Annotated in this window: 13 protein-coding genes; 8 read left to right on the plus strand and 5 right to left on the minus strand. The window is 57.9% G+C overall.

All coding sequences use genetic code 11. The features are described 5' to 3' along the window. The first annotated feature begins 1 nt into the window (after position 1). From ACR0JW_RS16775 to ACR0JW_RS16790, 4 genes are read left to right on the plus strand one after another with little or no spacing between them, the layout of a single operon-like run. The gene (locus tag ACR0JW_RS16775) at positions 2-559 is read left to right on the plus strand and encodes a hypothetical protein (protein ID WP_170682203.1); all 558 of its coding nucleotides are present in this window, start codon (positions 2-4) and stop codon (positions 557-559) included. Next, a complete protein-coding gene (locus ACR0JW_RS16780) occupies positions 556-2,667 on the plus strand; it encodes a caspase family protein (protein WP_170824699.1) in 2,112 nt (703 codons plus the stop codon). The genes ACR0JW_RS16775 and ACR0JW_RS16780 overlap by 4 nt, the downstream gene beginning before the upstream one ends. Continuing rightward, positions 2,657-3,295 (plus strand): hypothetical protein, encoded by a 639-nt coding sequence (locus ACR0JW_RS16785; protein WP_170682201.1) that lies wholly within the window; start codon positions 2,657-2,659, stop codon positions 3,293-3,295. The genes ACR0JW_RS16780 and ACR0JW_RS16785 overlap by 11 nt, the downstream gene beginning before the upstream one ends. Beyond that, the gene (locus ACR0JW_RS16790; protein ID WP_480714226.1) at positions 3,292-6,666 is read left to right on the plus strand and encodes a CHAT domain-containing protein; all 3,375 of its coding nucleotides are present in this window, start codon (positions 3,292-3,294) and stop codon (positions 6,664-6,666) included. The genes ACR0JW_RS16785 and ACR0JW_RS16790 overlap by 4 nt, the downstream gene beginning before the upstream one ends. A gap of 74 nt (positions 6,667-6,740) precedes the next feature. Here the strand turns inward: ACR0JW_RS16790 and ACR0JW_RS16795 are convergent, their stop codons facing one another. The 3 genes from ACR0JW_RS16795 to ACR0JW_RS16805 form a co-directional block, all read right to left on the minus strand. Continuing rightward, positions 6,741-8,189 (minus strand): peptidoglycan-binding domain-containing protein, encoded by a 1,449-nt coding sequence (locus tag ACR0JW_RS16795; protein WP_480714227.1) that lies wholly within the window; start codon positions 8,187-8,189, stop codon positions 6,741-6,743. Between the two features lie 214 nt (positions 8,190-8,403). After that, positions 8,404-9,687 (minus strand): peptidoglycan-binding domain-containing protein, encoded by a 1,284-nt coding sequence (locus tag ACR0JW_RS16800; protein ID WP_480714228.1) that lies wholly within the window; start codon positions 9,685-9,687, stop codon positions 8,404-8,406. A 303-nt stretch (positions 9,688-9,990) separates the two neighbouring features. Next, complete coding sequence (locus tag ACR0JW_RS16805) at positions 9,991-11,526, minus strand: formylglycine-generating enzyme family protein (protein ID WP_480714229.1); 1,536 nt, start codon at positions 11,524-11,526, stop codon at positions 9,991-9,993. Positions 11,527-11,764: 238 nt separating this feature from the next. Here ACR0JW_RS16805 and rfbC point away from each other — a divergent pair, with 238 nt between their 5' ends. The 4 genes from rfbC to rfbA are packed head-to-tail and all read left to right on the plus strand — an operon-like array spanning position 11,765 to position 15,097. Then, positions 11,765-12,331: a dTDP-4-dehydrorhamnose 3,5-epimerase gene (gene rfbC, locus ACR0JW_RS16810; protein ID WP_170682196.1), complete on the plus strand. Its 567-nt coding sequence runs from the start codon at positions 11,765-11,767 to the stop codon at positions 12,329-12,331. Then, on the plus strand, positions 12,328-13,377 hold the full coding sequence (gene rfbB / locus ACR0JW_RS16815; RefSeq protein WP_170682195.1) for a dTDP-glucose 4,6-dehydratase: 1,050 nt from the start codon (positions 12,328-12,330) through the stop codon (positions 13,375-13,377). The genes rfbC and rfbB overlap by 4 nt, the downstream gene beginning before the upstream one ends. Continuing rightward, entirely contained in the window at positions 13,374-14,228 is an 855-nt protein-coding gene (gene rfbD, locus ACR0JW_RS16820; protein WP_480714230.1) for a dTDP-4-dehydrorhamnose reductase, read from the plus strand. Before rfbB ends, rfbD begins: the two co-directional genes overlap by 4 nt. Beyond that, positions 14,225-15,097 (plus strand): glucose-1-phosphate thymidylyltransferase RfbA, encoded by an 873-nt coding sequence (gene rfbA / locus ACR0JW_RS16825; protein WP_170682193.1) that lies wholly within the window; start codon positions 14,225-14,227, stop codon positions 15,095-15,097. The genes rfbD and rfbA overlap by 4 nt, the downstream gene beginning before the upstream one ends. A gap of 57 nt (positions 15,098-15,154) precedes the next feature. Here rfbA and ACR0JW_RS16830 read toward each other — a convergent pair whose 3' ends face one another. Further along, on the minus strand, positions 15,155-16,015 hold the full coding sequence (locus ACR0JW_RS16830; RefSeq protein WP_170682192.1) for a DUF5672 family protein: 861 nt from the start codon (positions 16,013-16,015) through the stop codon (positions 15,155-15,157). A 536-nt stretch (positions 16,016-16,551) separates the two neighbouring features. Next, positions 16,552-17,226: a phosphoglycolate phosphatase gene (gene gph / locus ACR0JW_RS16835; protein WP_170682191.1), complete on the minus strand. Its 675-nt coding sequence runs from the start codon at positions 17,224-17,226 to the stop codon at positions 16,552-16,554. Positions 17,227-17,361 lie beyond the last annotated feature (135 nt).

Raw genomic sequence — 17,361 nt, forward strand, 5'->3', positions numbered from 1 at the left:
CATGATGAAGGCAAAAGTGTTTTCAGCCTTTCTTGTGATCGTCCTGCCAACGGGAATGCAGGCACAACCAGACAGTGCGGCAGCACGGGTCTCTGCCGGTCTGGTTCTTGCCGACTGGGCCGTATCAACTGAAAACGCGCCCCTGTTGCTAACCGCGCTCGAGATTGTTTCCGCACACGCCCCCAAAGGCGAAACCGCAATGCAACTGCGAAACCGCTATCAGGCCGAGGCGCGGTTTTTGATGCGAGGGGACAAAGAGCTGGGTGAGCGGTTTGATCGTTTGATTAGCAATACCTCGCCTGAATCTTTGCGAAACACGGTTTGGATTGTCCCAGGCGGCAGCCGGTTCGAACCGCCACAGGGGCAGGGTGTTGCATCTTTTGCATCCGCAACAGGCGTCTCAGCGCGGCAGGTGTTTGGTCCGTCGGGGGCGTCCTGCCGACGTGAGGCGCAGAACTGGGACTGTGTGCCTGCAGACCTGCAAGGTGAGATACAAATCAATCACGTGCCGGGTGGTCCTGACTGGGTCGTCATTGAGACCCGGCCTGTAGAGCCATGATCCGCGTTTTTCTGATAGTAGCCAGTCTTCTGTCGGCCGGTGCCTCCGCCGCTGGGCCTGACCGCAAAGCACTGTTGATTGGCGTGATGAATTACACTGCTGATCTGACCCGTCTGGGTGGCGTCCTGACCGGACCGGGCCCGGACGTGGCGCTGATGACGCAGGTTTTTGCTGGCAAGAGTATTCCATCGGAACAGATATCGGTACTGTCAGATTCGCCAGAACTGATTGAAACCGAAGGTGTTTCTGTCGACGCCCCAACACGCGCCAATATTCTGGCCGCGCTGGATGGGCTGGCGGCAGAGGCGCAGACGGGCGACAAGATAGCGATCTACATGGCGGGCCACGGTGCGCAGATTGCGTCCGGTTTGGACACATCCGAGGTGGACGGGCTGGATGAGGTTTTCTTGCCCTCGGATTTTGCATTTGATGCCGATGACGCGCCGGTCAATGTTGTCCGGGACGATGAGATCGGGGCCAGAATAGACCGGATGATCGCCGCCGGGGCGAATGTGTGGCTGATTGCGGATACCTGTCATTCCGGCAGCTTTCGGCGGGGTGAGACAGCCGTTGCGCGCTTTGTCGATCTGAGGCCCGTCAAGACAGTCAGCCCGGTTGCCGAACCACTCGTGGACCTGTCGAAAGCCAGTACTCTCGCACCCGGTCACTTTACCGGCTTCTATGCCGCCGAGGCTGGATCATTGGCCTACGAGTTGAAACCGCCGGGTTCGCCAACGGTTCATGGTCTGCTGACATGGGCGCTGGCCAGTGCGTTGCGAAGTGCCGAAGCCCCCACATATTCAGAACTGGCCAGACAGGTTTCCGCGACGCTCTGGGATATTGGCTGGGGGCGTGCAGATCCGCGGTTTGAGGGGGCTTTGGGTACAAAGCCCATGCTTTCTGAGGGTGCCGGAGAGCCGAACCGGTTTGCCGTTTTCATCTCGGACCTCGTTGTTGTCGAGGCTGGTGTCATCGATGGCGTTACGACAGATACGGTGTTTTCAGTCGAGGACAGCGATGGCGCCTTGCTGTTCGATGTGTCGCCAACCGAAGTGACGCTGACCCAAGCCACCGCACCGCTTCCGGAAACCACCCGCGCCACACTGGATGAGAAGATCAAAGCCGAGGGTCTGGACCCCGAACAGTTCCGAATGCGCTGGCTTCAGCACCGCGCGCCCCGCCTGGCCGCAAAGGTTTCTTCGCGCCCGACAGATCTTTCGCTGGCAGTAGGGCTGTCGCTGCTATCTGCTGGCTCGCAATTTGAGGAGCAGATTGCTCAGATGATCTCGGACCTGCAGCCACGGTTGCGCCTTGATCAGAACGATCCGGACATTCAAATCGTCGCCGATAAGGACCGGCTGGTGCTGCACCCCGTTCCCGACGGTGCGCGCGATGCGCTGTCTGTTCCGTTTGATGCGACCCAATTGCCTCTGCTGGAGCAGATGTTGCAGCAGGCCGCAAAGTCGCGCGCGTTGATCTCGGTTGCGGCGATATTGCAGACCAGCCCCTTGTCGCACGGGATCACCGCCAGTGCCCGTCGCATCCCCGGTGAAGCAGACGAAGAATTTGTATGTCAGGAGGCTTTGGCGGTTCAGGTTGAGCCGAAGTTCGCACCTCAGGGCATCCTGCAGGTTGGCCACTGTGACACAGTGTTGGTCTCCGTTCACAATCGCAATCCCTGGCCGGTTGATCTGACGCCCCTTTATGTCGCGCCGGACAATAAGGTGTATTTCCTGTCGGGATACAGGGATGCCGAAAAAGGCGGCTGGCGCATAGGGGCAGGAGAGACCGATACCCTGCGCTATACCGAAGCTACGCGTGGGCCGGATGGGGCAGTGCTGGCTACTGGTCAGATGCATGTTTTGATCCTGGCCGAACGCGGCATGCCCGGGTCGGACCCGGTCGATTTTCGTTATTTACAAGACGAACGCGCGCCACCCACAACACGGTCTGCGCCCGCCAACTCGTTATCCTCGCTTTTGACCGATGCCGGATTCGGGCTGGCCAAAACCCGTTCCGTCGGTGAAACTGTAATAAAGCAAAGCGGTGCCGTTATTATTCCGCTGAAAACCGTTGCAGAGGTGGGGGCCGAACGCGGTGCGCAGTAAAATCAACATTGCGGTTCTGACTGTTTTGAGCCTGATGTTCCTTGGTCAGGGTGGATCGACCGAGGCGGCCGACCTGCGCAAAAGCGCCCTGGTTGTGGCAGAATGGGCCGTTGAGGCAAACGAACCGCAGGCCCTTGCCAGCAGTCTGGCTGTGTTGCTTGAGGAAGGCGGCACTCTGGACCCGGAGGATCCGTTCTCGGTCTTGCCTTTGGCCGACGCGCTGCGTGACATGCCCGGAGGAGCGGATTTGCTGGACGCGGTTCTCGAAACCGGATCCCGCGGTCAGCTTGGTGGCGCCGCCCGTCTGGACCTGTTGCTTGCGCCCGGACAAACTCATGAAACGGACGTTTTTCTTGTCGGCTCGGAAGTAACGTGGATCGAGGCCCGCTTGTGGCGCGGGTCTGGTGGGGCTGATATCGACGTTGAACTCGTGGGCTCGGACGGAACCAGCATCGCCGCAGACATCAGCCCGCAGACCGGCATTGAAGGGATTGCAGCGCTGGTGGATGTCTGGATCGACAGTTGCGTCAACGCGACGTTGCGGATCACGAATGCCGGCGGCAGTCAGGGGCGCGTCGCGTTGTTTGTTCCACAGTCGCCCCATCAGGATTGCGAGGCGCCGGGTTGACCGGCATCCGCCTGTCGGGCGCTGTTTTCGCGCTATTGCTGGCTCTGGCCCTGCCGGTCGTCGCCCAGAACCAGAACTCTGCCGAATTGGAAGCGCTGCAAAACAGAGCTGGTCAGGCCTTCGTTGCACAGGATCATGCCACGGTCCGGGAACTTGTCAGGCAGATGGAACCCATGATCGACCGGGGCCTGCGTACCGAAGGGCGGAACGGGGTAGCACAATATGGGATACTAGGAGAAATCCTGTTCGGCATCGGCGACAGGGAAGACGCATTGCGCGCCTACACCAAATCGGTCGAAGCAGCCAGGATTGAGGGCCTGTGGCTTCAGCGAGACGGGCTGTATGTCCGCTATGAATACGGAAGTCTTCTGCAGCTTCTCGGACAGCACGAGAAAGCGCTGAGTATCAGCTCAGAGCTGCTGCAGGATCTTGAGCAACTAGGTTTTACAAACAGCGCTGCGGGTTTGGACACCGGTATTCTGGTTGGCGCAATTCTTCTGGATACAAACCAGCTGGATGGCGCCCGGCAAATGTTTGAAAACATGGTCGGGATCGCGCGGGAACACGACACGGAAGGCCGCAAGCTGCAAGTGGCGTTGAACGGTTTGGCCAATACCCTGAACGCGATGGAAGCCTATGAAGCAGCGCTTGAACCCACACGAGAAGCGTCTGAACTGGGCAAAAGATTAAACGCGGTTGACAGCGAGTCCCACCTTTACGCGCGGCTGCGATACGGAATTGCGCTGGAGCGTGTTGGCAGACTGGATGAGGCGCGATCCATTACTGAGGACGTTCTTGCCTCGGCGCAGCGCAAACTGCCTGAGGGTCACGAGGTTATTCAATGGGCGCGCCGAACGCTGGAGGATATCGAACGCGCGGAGGGGCGGAAGTTCACGGCTATCGAACTGAACCGGCAAGTCGCTGAGGACGCCCTGTCGAGTGAAGATCCTGTTCTGCGTCTTGACGCGCTGCTGGTACTGGCCGGACATGATCTGGCGAATCTCGAGTTCGAGAGTTATGAGGCCAAAATGATGGCGGCGCTTGAACTAATCGTTTCGGACTCGGTTGCGATCCCCGAAAGACAAAAGGCCCAGGTCTATTTCGCAGTGGCCGATCACCTGGTGAATTTCCGCCAGAACTTCAAAACGGCAAAGCCGCTATATGCCCGATCCATCGATATCCTGACGCGCGAACTAGGACCGGATCACCGCGAAACCCTGCAAGTCCAGGCCCGCAGGCTGCAGGCCAAGGACAAGGAAATTCAGGCCAATGTTGTCTTGGATCGACCCAAGGAGGAGCTTGCGTTCTGGGATGGAACAGAGGCGGGAAAGGCACCAACGGCCTCTGATCTGGAAATGCTGCGCCGACTGGCCGACGCAGAGGAAGCGCAAGGCACACGGCTTGAGGCTTATGCATCACAACTCAACTATGCCTTTTTCCTGCAAGAAGCCGGACAAATTGAAACCGCGCTGGCAGTCATAAGAAACCAGATCGAAAAGCGGGAAGGAGAACAGCGGACGGGTTCCATACCCGATCTGGACATCAACTACCGATTGGTTGACGCGCATGGGACAGCACTGCTCAAAGGCGGTCAATTCTCTGCTGCGGCAGCCGTCTTTCAGAATGGAACAGTCGACCTGTTGAACTATCTGCGCGGGTTTCAATGGCTGGAAGGGATAGCGGGCGGGGCAAAGGTATACCTGATTGGCCAGGTGTATGGTGAGTTGTTCGCCTCATCAGCGCTCAAGGCTGCCGAAACCGGCAGTGAGCAGGAGAAGAACCGCTATGTTCAGATGGCCTTTGAGGCCATGCAACTGGCGGGTTACGGCCCCGCCTCTGTCGCTGTGGCCCGTGCGGCGATCCGGGACAAGGCGCAAAACCCCGATCTGGTGCAACTTGCGGCGCAATGGCAGAATGCGACTTTGGCCCAGCGGGTCGGGAACGATGTTCAGAATTCGGATCTGGACCGTTTGCGGTCCCGGATGTCGGCACAGTTTTCCGAATACTTCGAATGGCAAATCCCTGCGCCGCTGACGATGAGCCATATCCAGCGCGAGGTAATCGCGCCGGATGAGGCTGTGATCATGATCCTGACAGCCACAACCCAGAGCGCGCATAAGAAAGGGATCAAAGGGCTGGTTCTTGCCGTGACCCGGGACGGCGCGGCGATGGTTGAATTGCCTCAGAAGTGGAACCTTCTGGTGCAGGACATACTTGATCTCCAGCGTACGCTTGACCCGAAGTCGCCAGAGCAGATGGCCCAATTGCGGGCGCCGCTTGCCAACGTGCAGGGCGCGTCGGGCGCCGCAGCGACGCGGTATGCCGCCCCGTTTGCTTTCGATGCCGCAGAACGACTGCACAAGACGTTTTTCGGATCGCCGGAAATAGCTGATCTGATTGGTTCCAAGTCGACCTGGACGTTGGTCCCCTACGGTGAAACGCTGAGCATACCTTTCGCGGCCCTGATCGTGGATGACCCGGGCCGACATTTGCAGGACCGTCGCACCGCAAGGGACCTGCGCGAAATACGCTGGTTGGGGCATGAGCGCGCGCTGCGGGTTGTGCCGTCCGTCGCGGCCCTTGAAAACCTGCGAAAACGTCCCCGGGTCCCCGAGCAACCAGCCTCCAGGCTGGCATATGTCGGATTTGGCGACCCTGCGTTTCAGGGGGCGGAACTGGCGGCCTTGCCTCAGACAGACGTCGTTATGCGCGGATCGATCTCGCAACGAGCAACCGCAGTACGCGCGCTTCCGCGTTTGCCGGGCACCCGGCGCGAAGTTGAAACGCTGGCAGGGTTGTTCGGAGAGACCCGCAGCGACATTCGGTTGGGTTCCTCAGCAAGCGAAGCGGAAATCGTTGCGCTCAACAACCAAGGCAAACTGGCGCAGGCGCAAATTCTGCATTTTGCAACGCATGGGTTGTTGTCGGGCGCGTTCGAAGGGTTGGCCGAACCCGCATTGGCGCTGACGCCAGACGCGACTGCCCCGGCGCAAGGAAGTTTCACTGGCGATGGCCTGTTGACCGCCTCCGAGGCCGCGCAGCTCGATATTGGCGCTGACTGGGTCATTCTGTCGGCCTGCGACACAGCAGGGGAAGATTCCATCGGCGGCGAAGGTCTGGGGGGGTTGGTTCAGGGCTTTTTCTCGGCTGGCGCGCGCAATATGCTTGTCTCGCATTGGCGCGTAGATGATCGCGCCGCCGAGGCGCTGATTACCCGCACCGTGACCGCCTCGCAAAATCAGATCAGCAAGGCCGAGTCGCTGAGGTTGGCGATGAAAGCTCTTTTTGACGACACGAGCCGCGATCAGACCCAGCTGCCCAATTCCCACCCGTCGATCTGGGCCCCGTTCCTGATGATTGGCGCAGGCTGACAGATGACCTGCGCCACAAAAGAAAACGGGCCACCTGATCAGGCGGCCCATTTGCTTTTTCTGGCAGTTGTAGCTTAGTCCTTGGGCGTCAGCAGCGGCAGCGTATTTGCAACCGGAACCACCCTGGGCAAGCTTTGCCCGTTGTTTCCTGCACGCTGATTCTGTACCTGCAGTGCAGAACGGATGACCTGAACCCGTTCGGTTGTCGTGCTGGGGACGAAAACAGGCGTTGCACCGCTTTCCAGTGAATCCATCGCGTTCACATACCACGGAACCGCTGCCGCAGGGGTCGCCGGCACACCGAACCCTTCACGCAGGTGGTGCCCAATCAGCTCTCCGTAAGGAGCCTGACCCGCAGCCATCATTGTCAATGCGCCAGCCAGAGCCATCTCGGCATCATCCAGACGATAACCGATGCCCAGGCAGATCTGGCCATATACACCCATTGTTGCGGCGTCGCTCAGGCCCAGTTGCGTGGCGGTCGATTGCACCGCCGGCATGACCTGTGCCTGATCCGTTGTGGGCAGGCCGGACATGACGTCGGAATACCCACCCGCAATCTGGCTGCACAGCTCCGTCATCTCGTTTTCGGACACCGCGTATTGCGACGCGAGCGATCCACCTTGCGTAATGGCAAACCCACGTGCTTCGCAGAACTTTTCGCTGAGCGCCTGGTTCGGATCTGTCATGTTCGACGCCTGAACCACACCGCCCTGAATGCGCGTTGTCTGGTCAACCAGTTCACACCGCGCAGCGGCGGATACAGTGGGCTGCCCAACCGGCTTCAGGGGCTTGAGCTTTGGCACCGTGCCGCCATTGCCGATAACCTGACCGCCACCCTGCTGGGGTTGGTCGGGAATGACCGCCTGCGGGACCTGCTGGCGTGGTACCTGGTTCAGGGGCTGCGCAGCTGCGGCCTGAGTGCCATTGTTGGCCCACGGGTCAACAGTGCCGTTGTTGTTGGTGCCATAATTGGGAGTATTTGCACCGTAGTTCGGCCCGGCATTGTCGCCATAACGTGCGGCATAGTTGGGGTCACGACCGATGTTCAGCAATCCGCGCGGGCCTTCAGCAGCCATCGTGCGTGGATAGGCACCACCGGCACCTGACTGATACTGCCGCCATCCATTGACCAGGTTCTGACGTTCCCAATCCGAAAGCTGGCCGGTCTGGGGGTATCCCATGTAACCTTGATAGTCACGGATCGCAGCACGGCTGCGGTTTCCCATCACGCCGTCGACCGTTCCCGCGTTCCAGCCGAAGCCGTTGAGCGCGCTCTGAACCTCACGGTTTTGCTGCCGCTGGGCAGAATTCACAGTCGAGCGGCGCGTGGTCGTCGTTTGGCTACGTTTTTTGTTTTTGTTACAATTGATTGCGCCTGTGGCGCACCCAAGGATCACAGCGGCACCGCCACCGATAATCACATCTGCCAGATCTGCACTTGCGCGGCTGACGCCCATGGTAATCATCAGGGAGACCAGCAATGCGCCGCCGACGGATTTATTTAAAATATGACGTGGCATCTTTAAGTCACCTCCTTACCCAAAATCTATATCGCTATTCTTACTTAAACATGTGATTCAGTGCATGTTACAAAAAATGTCACCTGTTTGCACCCATGCAATTGAGCATTGAAAACAAATAATTTTAGGACGCCGAGGGTGGGGATGGCGCCCTAAAACTTCGACAATTCAGGCGTAATGACCCTTAATGTCGAAACAGTATCTCGATAAATCGTCAATTACCTGCCGACCATTGGGCATTTACGGGAACACCGTGAAGTGCAGCCTGCGTTTCCGCGATTTGCATTGCCTTGCGGATTACGCTGATGCGATCCTGTGTGGCGCTGGCCATGAACACTGCCGGCGCACCATTTTCCAGTGCCGTCATCGCGTTCGCGTACCACTCAACCGACGCCTTCGGAGCTTCGGCGGTGCCGAAACCTTCCCGCAGGTGGTGGCCAACCAGTTCGCCATATGCAGCGTGGCCGGATGCGGTCAGTGAAAGGGCACCGGCCAGCGCCATCTCTGCGTCATCCATGCGATACCCCATTCCAGTGCAGATCTCGCCATAGTCCCTGGCAATCTGAGGCATGTTCAGCCCAAGCGTAGCATTCGCATTCCGCGCGCTGTCCAGGGTGGACTGCACCGGCGTTCCGGGAAAAGCACTGATCGTGCCCGAGAATGTGGCTTTGATGTGATTGCAGATTTCTGTCATTTCGGTTTCGGAAACCGCGAAATGTGACTGCGAGGACTGTCCCAAAGTAATGACAAGCCCGCGTGCCTCGCACAGTTTTTCACTCAGCGCCTGATGGTGATCGGTCACATTGTCCGCGTGGATCAGTCCGCCCTGGATTTTCGAGGTGGCATCCACCAGTTCGCAGCGCGCGGCCACAGATTTGACGGGTGTTCCTATGCGTTTGGGCAGTTCGCCGATAGTAGGTGGCGGGGACGGTTTGTTCGGAGCGACAATGTGGCCGTCTTCGGGTTGTGGCGATGGGTATGGCTGCGGTTGCTGCCCGTCGGCATAATGCCCAGCATAGCCGGGGTTGCGTTCAAGCTTCAGCAGGCCACGTGGGCCTTCGGCGGCCATCAGTCGTGGATATGCGTTGCCCGCGCCAGCCTGATACTTGCGCCATGCGTTGATCAATGTATCCCGTTCCCACTGGGAAAGGCGTCCGTTGGCGGGATCGCCCATGAAATACTGATAGTCGCGGATGGCTGCGCGGCTCCGGCGGCCCAATACACCGTCAGCGTTTCCGACCGGAAAGCCGAATGTGTTCAAGGCGTTCTGCACGTCGCGGTTTTGCTCTCGCTGTGCGGGGCTGATGCCGCCGCCACCTCCGCCGCCGCCAATCGGCTTTTTGGGGCCGCGACAAAGAGATGGGTTGGCGAGGCAAATAATCGCTATTCCACCGATCACTTCCTTCGCGCCCGCGTTTGCGCGTTCAACCGATGCTGTCATCAACATGGATGCGGCCAATGCGCCGCCCAGCGTGTGTTTGAAAATACTGCGTGCCATTGTCGACCCCCTAAGCAAAAAACTATCTGGGACCAACGCTAGCCAGTGCCGTTCAAAATAGCCCGTTACAAAAAATGTTATCGCTCAGGATCGGAGGGAAGTTCGAGCTTTGCTGTTTCTTTTCAAAGAGTTGATTTTAGCCTTCGGTTTTTTGGCCTTAAGTCTGACCCACAGCGCAATCATGCATTAGGTCGCCGAGGAACGGAGAAGGTCCAGAATTTTGCGCGAAACAGCTTTTGGCCATTCAGATTTGCGGGGGCTGCTCAGTCAAATGAATGGGTCCACAAACCGCACAGGTTTGCCCTACTGAATAGCGATCTGCAGCAGTTGATCTTTCTCCATATCCGGTTCTTCAAGATAAAGCCCCATATCCGTCCAGAACCGGTTGAGCATTGTCAAAAGCTGAGCCTGTTCCGCCTGGGCCAGATCCTGCGCCAGCCCTTCATAGGCGCGTTCACGGATTTCTGCTTCGACGTCGGAACCCAAGGTCTCAAGCGTTGCCCGGTAAGACAGCAAGTACGTATCCCGGCTTGCCCGCAAGGCATCCAGCCGGTCGAGGTTCAGGTTCAATGTTTGCATCAGTTGGGTGCGTTGATTGCCGACCGTGACCTTGATCGTGTCCAGCAGGCGCAGGCTGTCCCGTTCCAGTTGCTGAATTTCGCGGCTGCCTTCGATCAAGGTCTCTACGAAAGCTGCCCCGCTCAGAAGCGTGGATTTTGCGGCTTGAAACAGGGATTCCGCAGCCTGTTCCCGCGCGATGCGAAATTCCAGCTGAAGATCGCCCAAGGCAGATTTGCGGCGGGGGTCCACTTCCTCTTCCAACAGCGCGTTCAGGGTCGCCAGTGGGTCAGATTGCTCTTCCGAGGACCGATCAGCCTCTTGCGTCCAGCCATCACGGATCGCGTCATAGCGGTCTTCGGATACCACGGCGGCACTGATGACCAGCCTGACGCCAAAATATTCGCCGGCCAGAGCCTGTCCATTTAGACTGCTGTACATCGGGTATTCATTGCGGCGCGCGGTGTAGATTTGCGTGTCTTCCTGATCGACCGAACCGCCACGCGTGACCAGTCCGCCAGACTGGCCGTGACTGCGTCCGATGGCATTCAGGCGGAACGGTTCAAGCATCAGTTCCTCAACATTGCCATAGATATCCAGAAGGCCCAGCGGGTTGGGTTTCCGTCGCGCTCCGATGATGCTGAGCTTAGTGCTGCCGCTGCCGGGCGCCAGATAGGCGGCGTAATCGGACAATGTCCCTTCGGAAAAAAACCTGCGGGCAGCAAATACCGAGGCGTCTGCTTTGGCGCCACCACGGGCGGCATATTCCCATTCAGGTTCGGTCGGCAGCCGCAGAAAGCCGGTGCGGTCACCCTGCCGGGGCAGGCTGTCGCGGGCGTTCTGCATCAGCCATTCGGAATAGGCGCGCGAGAGATCAACGGCTTCGAACCAGCTTAATCCGCCTTTGGCCCTGGCTTCGACCGGTTTGAAGCCGCCGTCGCAATCGATGTTAATGGCGCGGTACTGGGCCTCATTCAATTCGTACCGGGCGATATAATAGTAGCTGACACTGTTATCGGGGTCGTCGAATGCTCCGCGCAGATAGGTGGGCTTGAGGTAGTCCGAGAACGCGGTATCGGCGTCAGACTGCCCCATACGAAAGGGTCGGTCCGACAATGGGCGGGTGATATCGACCGGCACGTTGACCTTCTGAAAGGCCATTCCACCGCCGCAGGGCATCGGTAAGACCAGATCCGCAGGGCCGTGCAACTGGCTGGATGGGTCGATCAGAATTGGGGGCCATTGGGCGTCGCTTGCCCAAGCCGAAGACTGCCAAGTCATGAAAAAACACAGGCTCAGTCGAGCAGATACGGGCAAAATCGGAACTCCCCAAAATTCTGTAACCACCCGGTCTCGGGCAGGTGACAGTTTTGCACAGGTGAAACAGATTGCAACTGATGCAGTCAGGTGGTTCTTGCCGAAACCGCGTGCGCGTGGTGGTAATTCCACATCAAGCGGGTTAGAGGGTGGGCAATCGACAAACCGAACATTTGCGATTGAAACGGCAGGAAGTTTTTTGATGCAGATAGAAGATACTTCATTAGAAGGTGTGAAAATCCTCACGCCAGCACGCTTTGGCGACAACCGTGGCTTCTTTTCCGAAAGCTGGAACCGGAAACGCATGGAGGATGCAGGACTGAACTTCGAGTTTGTTCAGGACAATCATTCGGTATCTGCAACGGTGGGAACGCTGCGCGGGCTGCATATGCAAACACCGCCTCACGCGCAGGACAAGCTGGTGCGCTGTGGGCGCGGACGGTTGTTTGATGTAGCCGTCGATATTCGCAAGGGCAGCCCGACCTATGGGAAATGGGTGGGCGTCGAACTGAGTGCCGAGAACGGCAAGCAACTGCTGATTCCGGCCGGGTTTTTGCATGGTTTCGTCACCCGTGAGCCGGACACCGAGATCGTCTACAAGTGTTCGGACTACTACGCCCCGGACTGCGACCGCTCGGTCCGGTTCGACGATGCCGATATCGGTATAGACTGGGAGCTGGAAATTGATCCTGTGCTGAGCGCCAAGGATGAAGCGGCCGTGACACTGGCGACTTTGGACAATCCGTTTGTATATGAAGGTCAGAAATGAAAATTCTCGTGACCGGCGGGGCCGGGTTCATTGGATCCGCAGTTGTTCGTCAGGCCATTCGTGACGGCCACAGCGTGGTCAACCTGGATGCGCTGACATACGCGGCGTGTCTTGAAAACGTGGCCAGTGTGACCAACCACCCCAATTACGGTTTTGTACAGGCCGATATTCGTGACCGCGCAGCCCTGGACAAGGTGTTTGCAGAACATGAGCCGGACGCGGTCATGCATCTGGCGGCGGAAAGCCATGTTGACCGGTCGATCGACGGGCCGGGCGATTTCATCGAAACCAACATCACGGGCACTTATCAGATGCTCGAAGCTGCAAGAGCATACTGGACACGTATGGGTCAGCCCGAGGCGTTCCGGTTTCACCACATCTCGACGGATGAGGTTTATGGCTCGCTGCCTGCTGACCCGCAGGTTCAGTTCACCGAGGAGACGTCCTACGATCCCCGTTCGCCCTATTCCGCTTCGAAAGCGGCAAGCGATCACCTTGTTCGCGCCTGGGCCGAAACATACGGCCTGCCGGTCGTGCTGACCAATTGTTCTAACAATTACGGGCCGTTCCATTTTCCTGAAAAGCTGATCCCCGTAATCATCCTCAATGCTCTGGCGGGCAAGCCACTGCCGATCTACGGGGATGGTTCGAACATCCGTGACTGGCTGTACGTGGAAGATCACGCGGATGCGCTTCTATTGGTGGTGCAAAAGGGGCAGGTGGGCCGCACCTATAACATCGGCGGCGAAAACGAGCGCACCAATCTGGAACTGGTCAAAACCCTTTGCGAAATCCTTGACCGCAAACGTCCAAAAGACAGCGGGTCTTACGCAGATCAGATCACCTTTGTAACCGATCGCCCCGGCCATGACGCACGGTATGCCATAGACCCGACCCGCATTCGCAATGAGTTGGGTTGGAGCCCGTCCGTAACCGTCGAGGAAGGGCTGGAAAAAACCGTCCAGTGGTATCTGGACAACGAAGACTGGTGGCGCGCGCTGCAATATCGCGACGGCGTTGGCCAGCGACTGGGGACGGGAAAATGATCCTTGTCTTTGGAAAAACCGGGCAGGTCGCCCAGGAAATCGCCCTGAATGCGGGCCAGCGCGAGATCGTGTTTCTTGGCCGGGATGCAGCGGATTTGACCAACCCGGAACAGTGCCAGGCCGCCATCGAAACGCACCGGCCGCAAGCGGTGATCAATGCCGCAGCCTATACCGCCGTGGATCGAGCTGAAGATGAGGCCGAGACAGCAATGGCCGTCAACGGCACGACGGTTGGGGCCATTGCCCGGACCTGTTCCGCGCTGGGCATTCCGTTGGTGCATATCTCGACCGATTACGTATTTGACGGCTCGGGTGAGGCCCCGCACCGGCCGCAAGATACCACAAACCCGATCAACACCTACGGCCGCACCAAGCTGGCTGGTGAAACGGCGATCGGGGCCAGCACCTGCCGTCACGCCATATTGCGCACCTCGTGGGTGTTCTCGGCCCATGGCAACAACTTTGTCAAAACCATGCTGCGCCTGTCTGAAACCCGGGATGCGCTGAACGTTGTAGACGATCAGATTGGCGGCCCGACCCCGGCTGCTGACATCGCGCGGGCCTGCCTGCATCTGGCCGACCGCCTGATGGCTGGTGAGATGGACAGCGCAACCCTGCATTTTGGCGGTTCACCGGACGTCAGCTGGGCCGGATTTGCGCGCGAGATTTTCTCGCAAGCCGGTCGGTCCGTGACTGTTACGGGTATTCCGACCTCTGACTATCCTACTCCGGCCAAACGGCCCCTGAATTCGCGAATGGACTGCAGCAGCCTGTCTGCCTGCGGTCTGGAACGCCCCGATTGGCGGGCCGGCCTGCGCGACGTATTGAACAGCAAAGAGATTTCATCATGACGAACCGTAAAGGTATCATTCTGGCCGGCGGCTCGGGCACCCGTCTGTACCCGATCACGATGGGTGTGTCCAAACAGCTTCTGCCGATCTATGACAAGCCGATGATCTATTATCCGCTGTCGGTACTGATGCTGACGGGAATCCGCGAGATCTGCATCATCACCACGCCCCAGGATCAGGACCAGTTTCAGCGCACGCTGGGGGATGGCAGCCAGTGGGGTCTGGAACTGACCTACATCACCCAGCCGTCGCCGGACGGTCTGGCGCAAGCCTATCTGCTGGCCGAAGAGTTTCTGAACGGCGCGCCGTCGGCGATGGTGCTGGGGGACAACATCTTCTTTGGCCATGGTCTGCCGACCCAACTGCAAAAGGCCGATGCGCAAAGCACAGGCGGAACTGTTTTTGGTTATCGCGTGGCCGACCCGGAACGTTATGGCGTGGTTGGCTTTGATGCGACCGGCGCAGTGCAGAGCATCATTGAAAAGCCCAAAGTGCCGCCGTCGAACTATGCCGTGACGGGACTGTATTTTCTGGACGGTACCGCGCCAGAGCGTGCGCGGCAGGTCAAGCCGTCGGAACGCGGAGAACTTGAAATTACGTCCCTGCTTGAGACGTACCTGGACGATGGAACATTGCGCGTCAGGCAGATGGGGCGCGGTTATGCCTGGCTGGACACCGGCACTCATGCGTCATTGCTTGAGGCCGGAAACTTCGTGCACACGTTGTCGAACCGGCAAGGTCAGCAGGTCGGGTGCCCGGAAGAGATTGCGTTCGAACACGGCTGGATTTCGCAGGAGCAGCTTCTGAAGCGCGCGGAATTGTTCCGGAAAACGGCATACGGAAGATACCTGCGCAATCTGGTGGACTAGTCCCATCGCTTTCCGATCCGCGAGTTTTAAAGACCGATGAAGATTGCGTGGGCCGGATTACCGGTCGGCGCTGAAATACTCGTCCGGGAAATATTTGCGCCAGAACGTACTGCCGTATCTTTGGAAGGCGTGGCAGCCAAATGGCAGCTTCCCGTCGTTGCATTCCAGCAGGTATTCCGGCGCGGCTTCAAACGCGAACCGCGACGCCTGCATCGGCGTGGGAATTGTAAACCCGCTGAAATAACGCGGCACCAGGCTGGTCCAGATTACATCCTCGTTCACGCCGGGTTTTACGGGAATGATTGTTTTTCCGAACAGACGAAGCACTAGGTTTGCCAGGGCCACGGCACCAACCTTGTTGGCTATTCTGACGGCACCTGCGCAAGTCAGGAAAAGCGCCTCATGCGTCACCCTACGGCAATCGCTGATCTTGCGAAGGGACAATCCACCGTTCAGTTCACCCGTGAAGTCATACGGCAGGTTTGGTTGGCTGTACCCGTCAAAAACCGGCGCTCCGACAAAGGAATATCCATGCGCGGTCCAGGAATCGAGATGATCCTGAATGATCAGACAATCGACCTGGCAAATCAGGATGTAGGAAAAATCAGCAAATTGGTCATAAAACTCCTGACTGATCATCAGTTGGTTGTACGAGTCGATGCTGACAAAATGGGAATCGGACAGGCAAAGAGTCCGCGCTGTTCCTTCCGTTTCCCGCAGGACGTTTTTTGTGACCGTGTTTTCCAGGTAATCGCACAGGGCGTCTGGCCCCAGAATGGTGACATCGTGTGACTTCAGTATCCTGACATTGTGCAGAAGGGCCGCCATTTCCGTGTTCGTCAGTTCCCGGTGAACGGGCACGACAACGTTGCAGCAGCCAGAAGTGTTTCCTGCGTCTGAACTGTGCGGCACTTTCATGAATTCGCCCCTTCATAGGCCAACTATTTGTAATCTTGCAATATTAGTGGGCCGATACACGATTCAGCCAAACTGTCAGGTTGAGCGAAATTTTCTTCGTTTCTGCTCTCAATCTAACATCACCGCAATTGATTGCCAACGATACTCGGCGCTTGTCCTGCCGTGACAGGTGATGCTGACGTCATGACCCTCAGGTTGTCTTGTAACCCCGTGGCACATTCATGATTTGGGCTGAGGTGTCAATCCGATCTTTGCCTGCGGGGTGCATCCGGCCAGTCCAGTGGGGAAATCCAGGCCAGATACACTCAAGTATCTGCGGCATTGTCCACCAATCCTCGAGCCGCATTCTGTCAGGAAAATCGGTGTTCATGGGCGTGAAAACTGGATCCTACGGGAATCCCCCAATATCGCTGTCAGCCGCGAATCGTTAATTATGTATTTCAGATACCGGGTCTAAACAGACCAAACCACTTTTCCCCCAAGAAGGGGCTGGCTACTTACCCCCTCGGCCGGCCCCTTACCCCTTTTAGGAAAGTTTACAGATCTCCGGCCTGACCAGTCGCCAACCGCGCGACAAGCGCGGGCAGTTTCAATGCATCGTTGTACACGACATCATGGTGAATGTCCGAAATGGCCGATTTCCGGTAACCATTGGTGAAAAGCAAAAAAGGCACCTGCGCGCGGCGCGCCGTTTCAGCGTCAACTTCGCTGTCTCCGACAAACAGCCGCGGTCCTGTGTCGGGCAGGGCTTCGAAGCAGGCATTAAGATGGGCCGGATTGGGCTTGCGTATGTTCAATGTATCGCCACCGAAAACAGCATCAAAGAAACCTGACATTCCCTGCGCTTCCAGGATGTGCCGGGCGGGCCGTTCGGGTTTGTTGGTGCATACACCCATCGCACAGCCCATTTCGCTAAGCGCATGCAGCGCCTGGATCATGCCGGGATACGCAACGGTGTGGACGCTGCTGGCGGCGTTGTAGTGGGCCAGGGTTCTCTGTGTCAGGTCGGAATGCTGTTCAAGGGGAAGGCCGCAATGGTGGATGACCCGCTCGACCAGTTTGGGAAGGCCGTTTCCAACGAATTGCCGGATGGTATTCTGTTCCAACGGTGGATGACCGACATCATCCAGCATTCGGTTTGCCGCCGCCGCAATGTCGGCGAGGCTGTCGAGCAGGGTTCCATCCAGATCGAATACAAGGGTTGCAGTCACAGAAATGTCCACCGGTATCAATGCGTTCCAAGACCTACCCGGTGTCCCGGCCCGACGCAATCAAACAGTTATTCGGAAATGTGAAGGCACATGCTTGACAAACCTGAGTAAAATAATCAGATTAAGGCGCAGACA

The sequence above is a fragment of the Ruegeria sp. BG6 genome, from assembly GCF_056538465.1.

What these genes read in the sequence shown, in the direction of transcription:
- ACR0JW_RS16775 (WP_170682203.1), top strand. Translation starts at nt 2, where the DNA reads ATGATGAAGGCAAAAGTGTTTTCAGCCTTTCTTGTGATCGTCCTGCCA.
- ACR0JW_RS16780 (WP_170824699.1), top strand. Translation starts at nt 556, where the DNA reads ATGATCCGCGTTTTTCTGATAGTAGCCAGTCTTCTGTCGGCCGGTGCC.
- ACR0JW_RS16795 (WP_480714227.1), bottom strand. Translation starts at nt 8,189, where the DNA reads ATGCCACGTCATATTTTAAATAAATCCGTCGGCGGCGCATTGCTGGTC.
- ACR0JW_RS16800 (WP_480714228.1), bottom strand. Translation starts at nt 9,687, where the DNA reads ATGGCACGCAGTATTTTCAAACACACGCTGGGCGGCGCATTGGCCGCA.
- ACR0JW_RS16805 (WP_480714229.1), bottom strand. Translation starts at nt 11,526, where the DNA reads ATGACTTGGCAGTCTTCGGCTTGGGCAAGCGACGCCCAATGGCCCCCA.
- rfbC (WP_170682196.1), top strand. Translation starts at nt 11,765, where the DNA reads ATGCAGATAGAAGATACTTCATTAGAAGGTGTGAAAATCCTCACGCCA.
- rfbB (WP_170682195.1), top strand. Translation starts at nt 12,328, where the DNA reads ATGAAAATTCTCGTGACCGGCGGGGCCGGGTTCATTGGATCCGCAGTT.
- rfbD (WP_480714230.1), top strand. Translation starts at nt 13,374, where the DNA reads ATGATCCTTGTCTTTGGAAAAACCGGGCAGGTCGCCCAGGAAATCGCC.
- rfbA (WP_170682193.1), top strand. Translation starts at nt 14,225, where the DNA reads ATGACGAACCGTAAAGGTATCATTCTGGCCGGCGGCTCGGGCACCCGT.
- ACR0JW_RS16830 (WP_170682192.1), bottom strand. Translation starts at nt 16,015, where the DNA reads ATGAAAGTGCCGCACAGTTCAGACGCAGGAAACACTTCTGGCTGCTGC.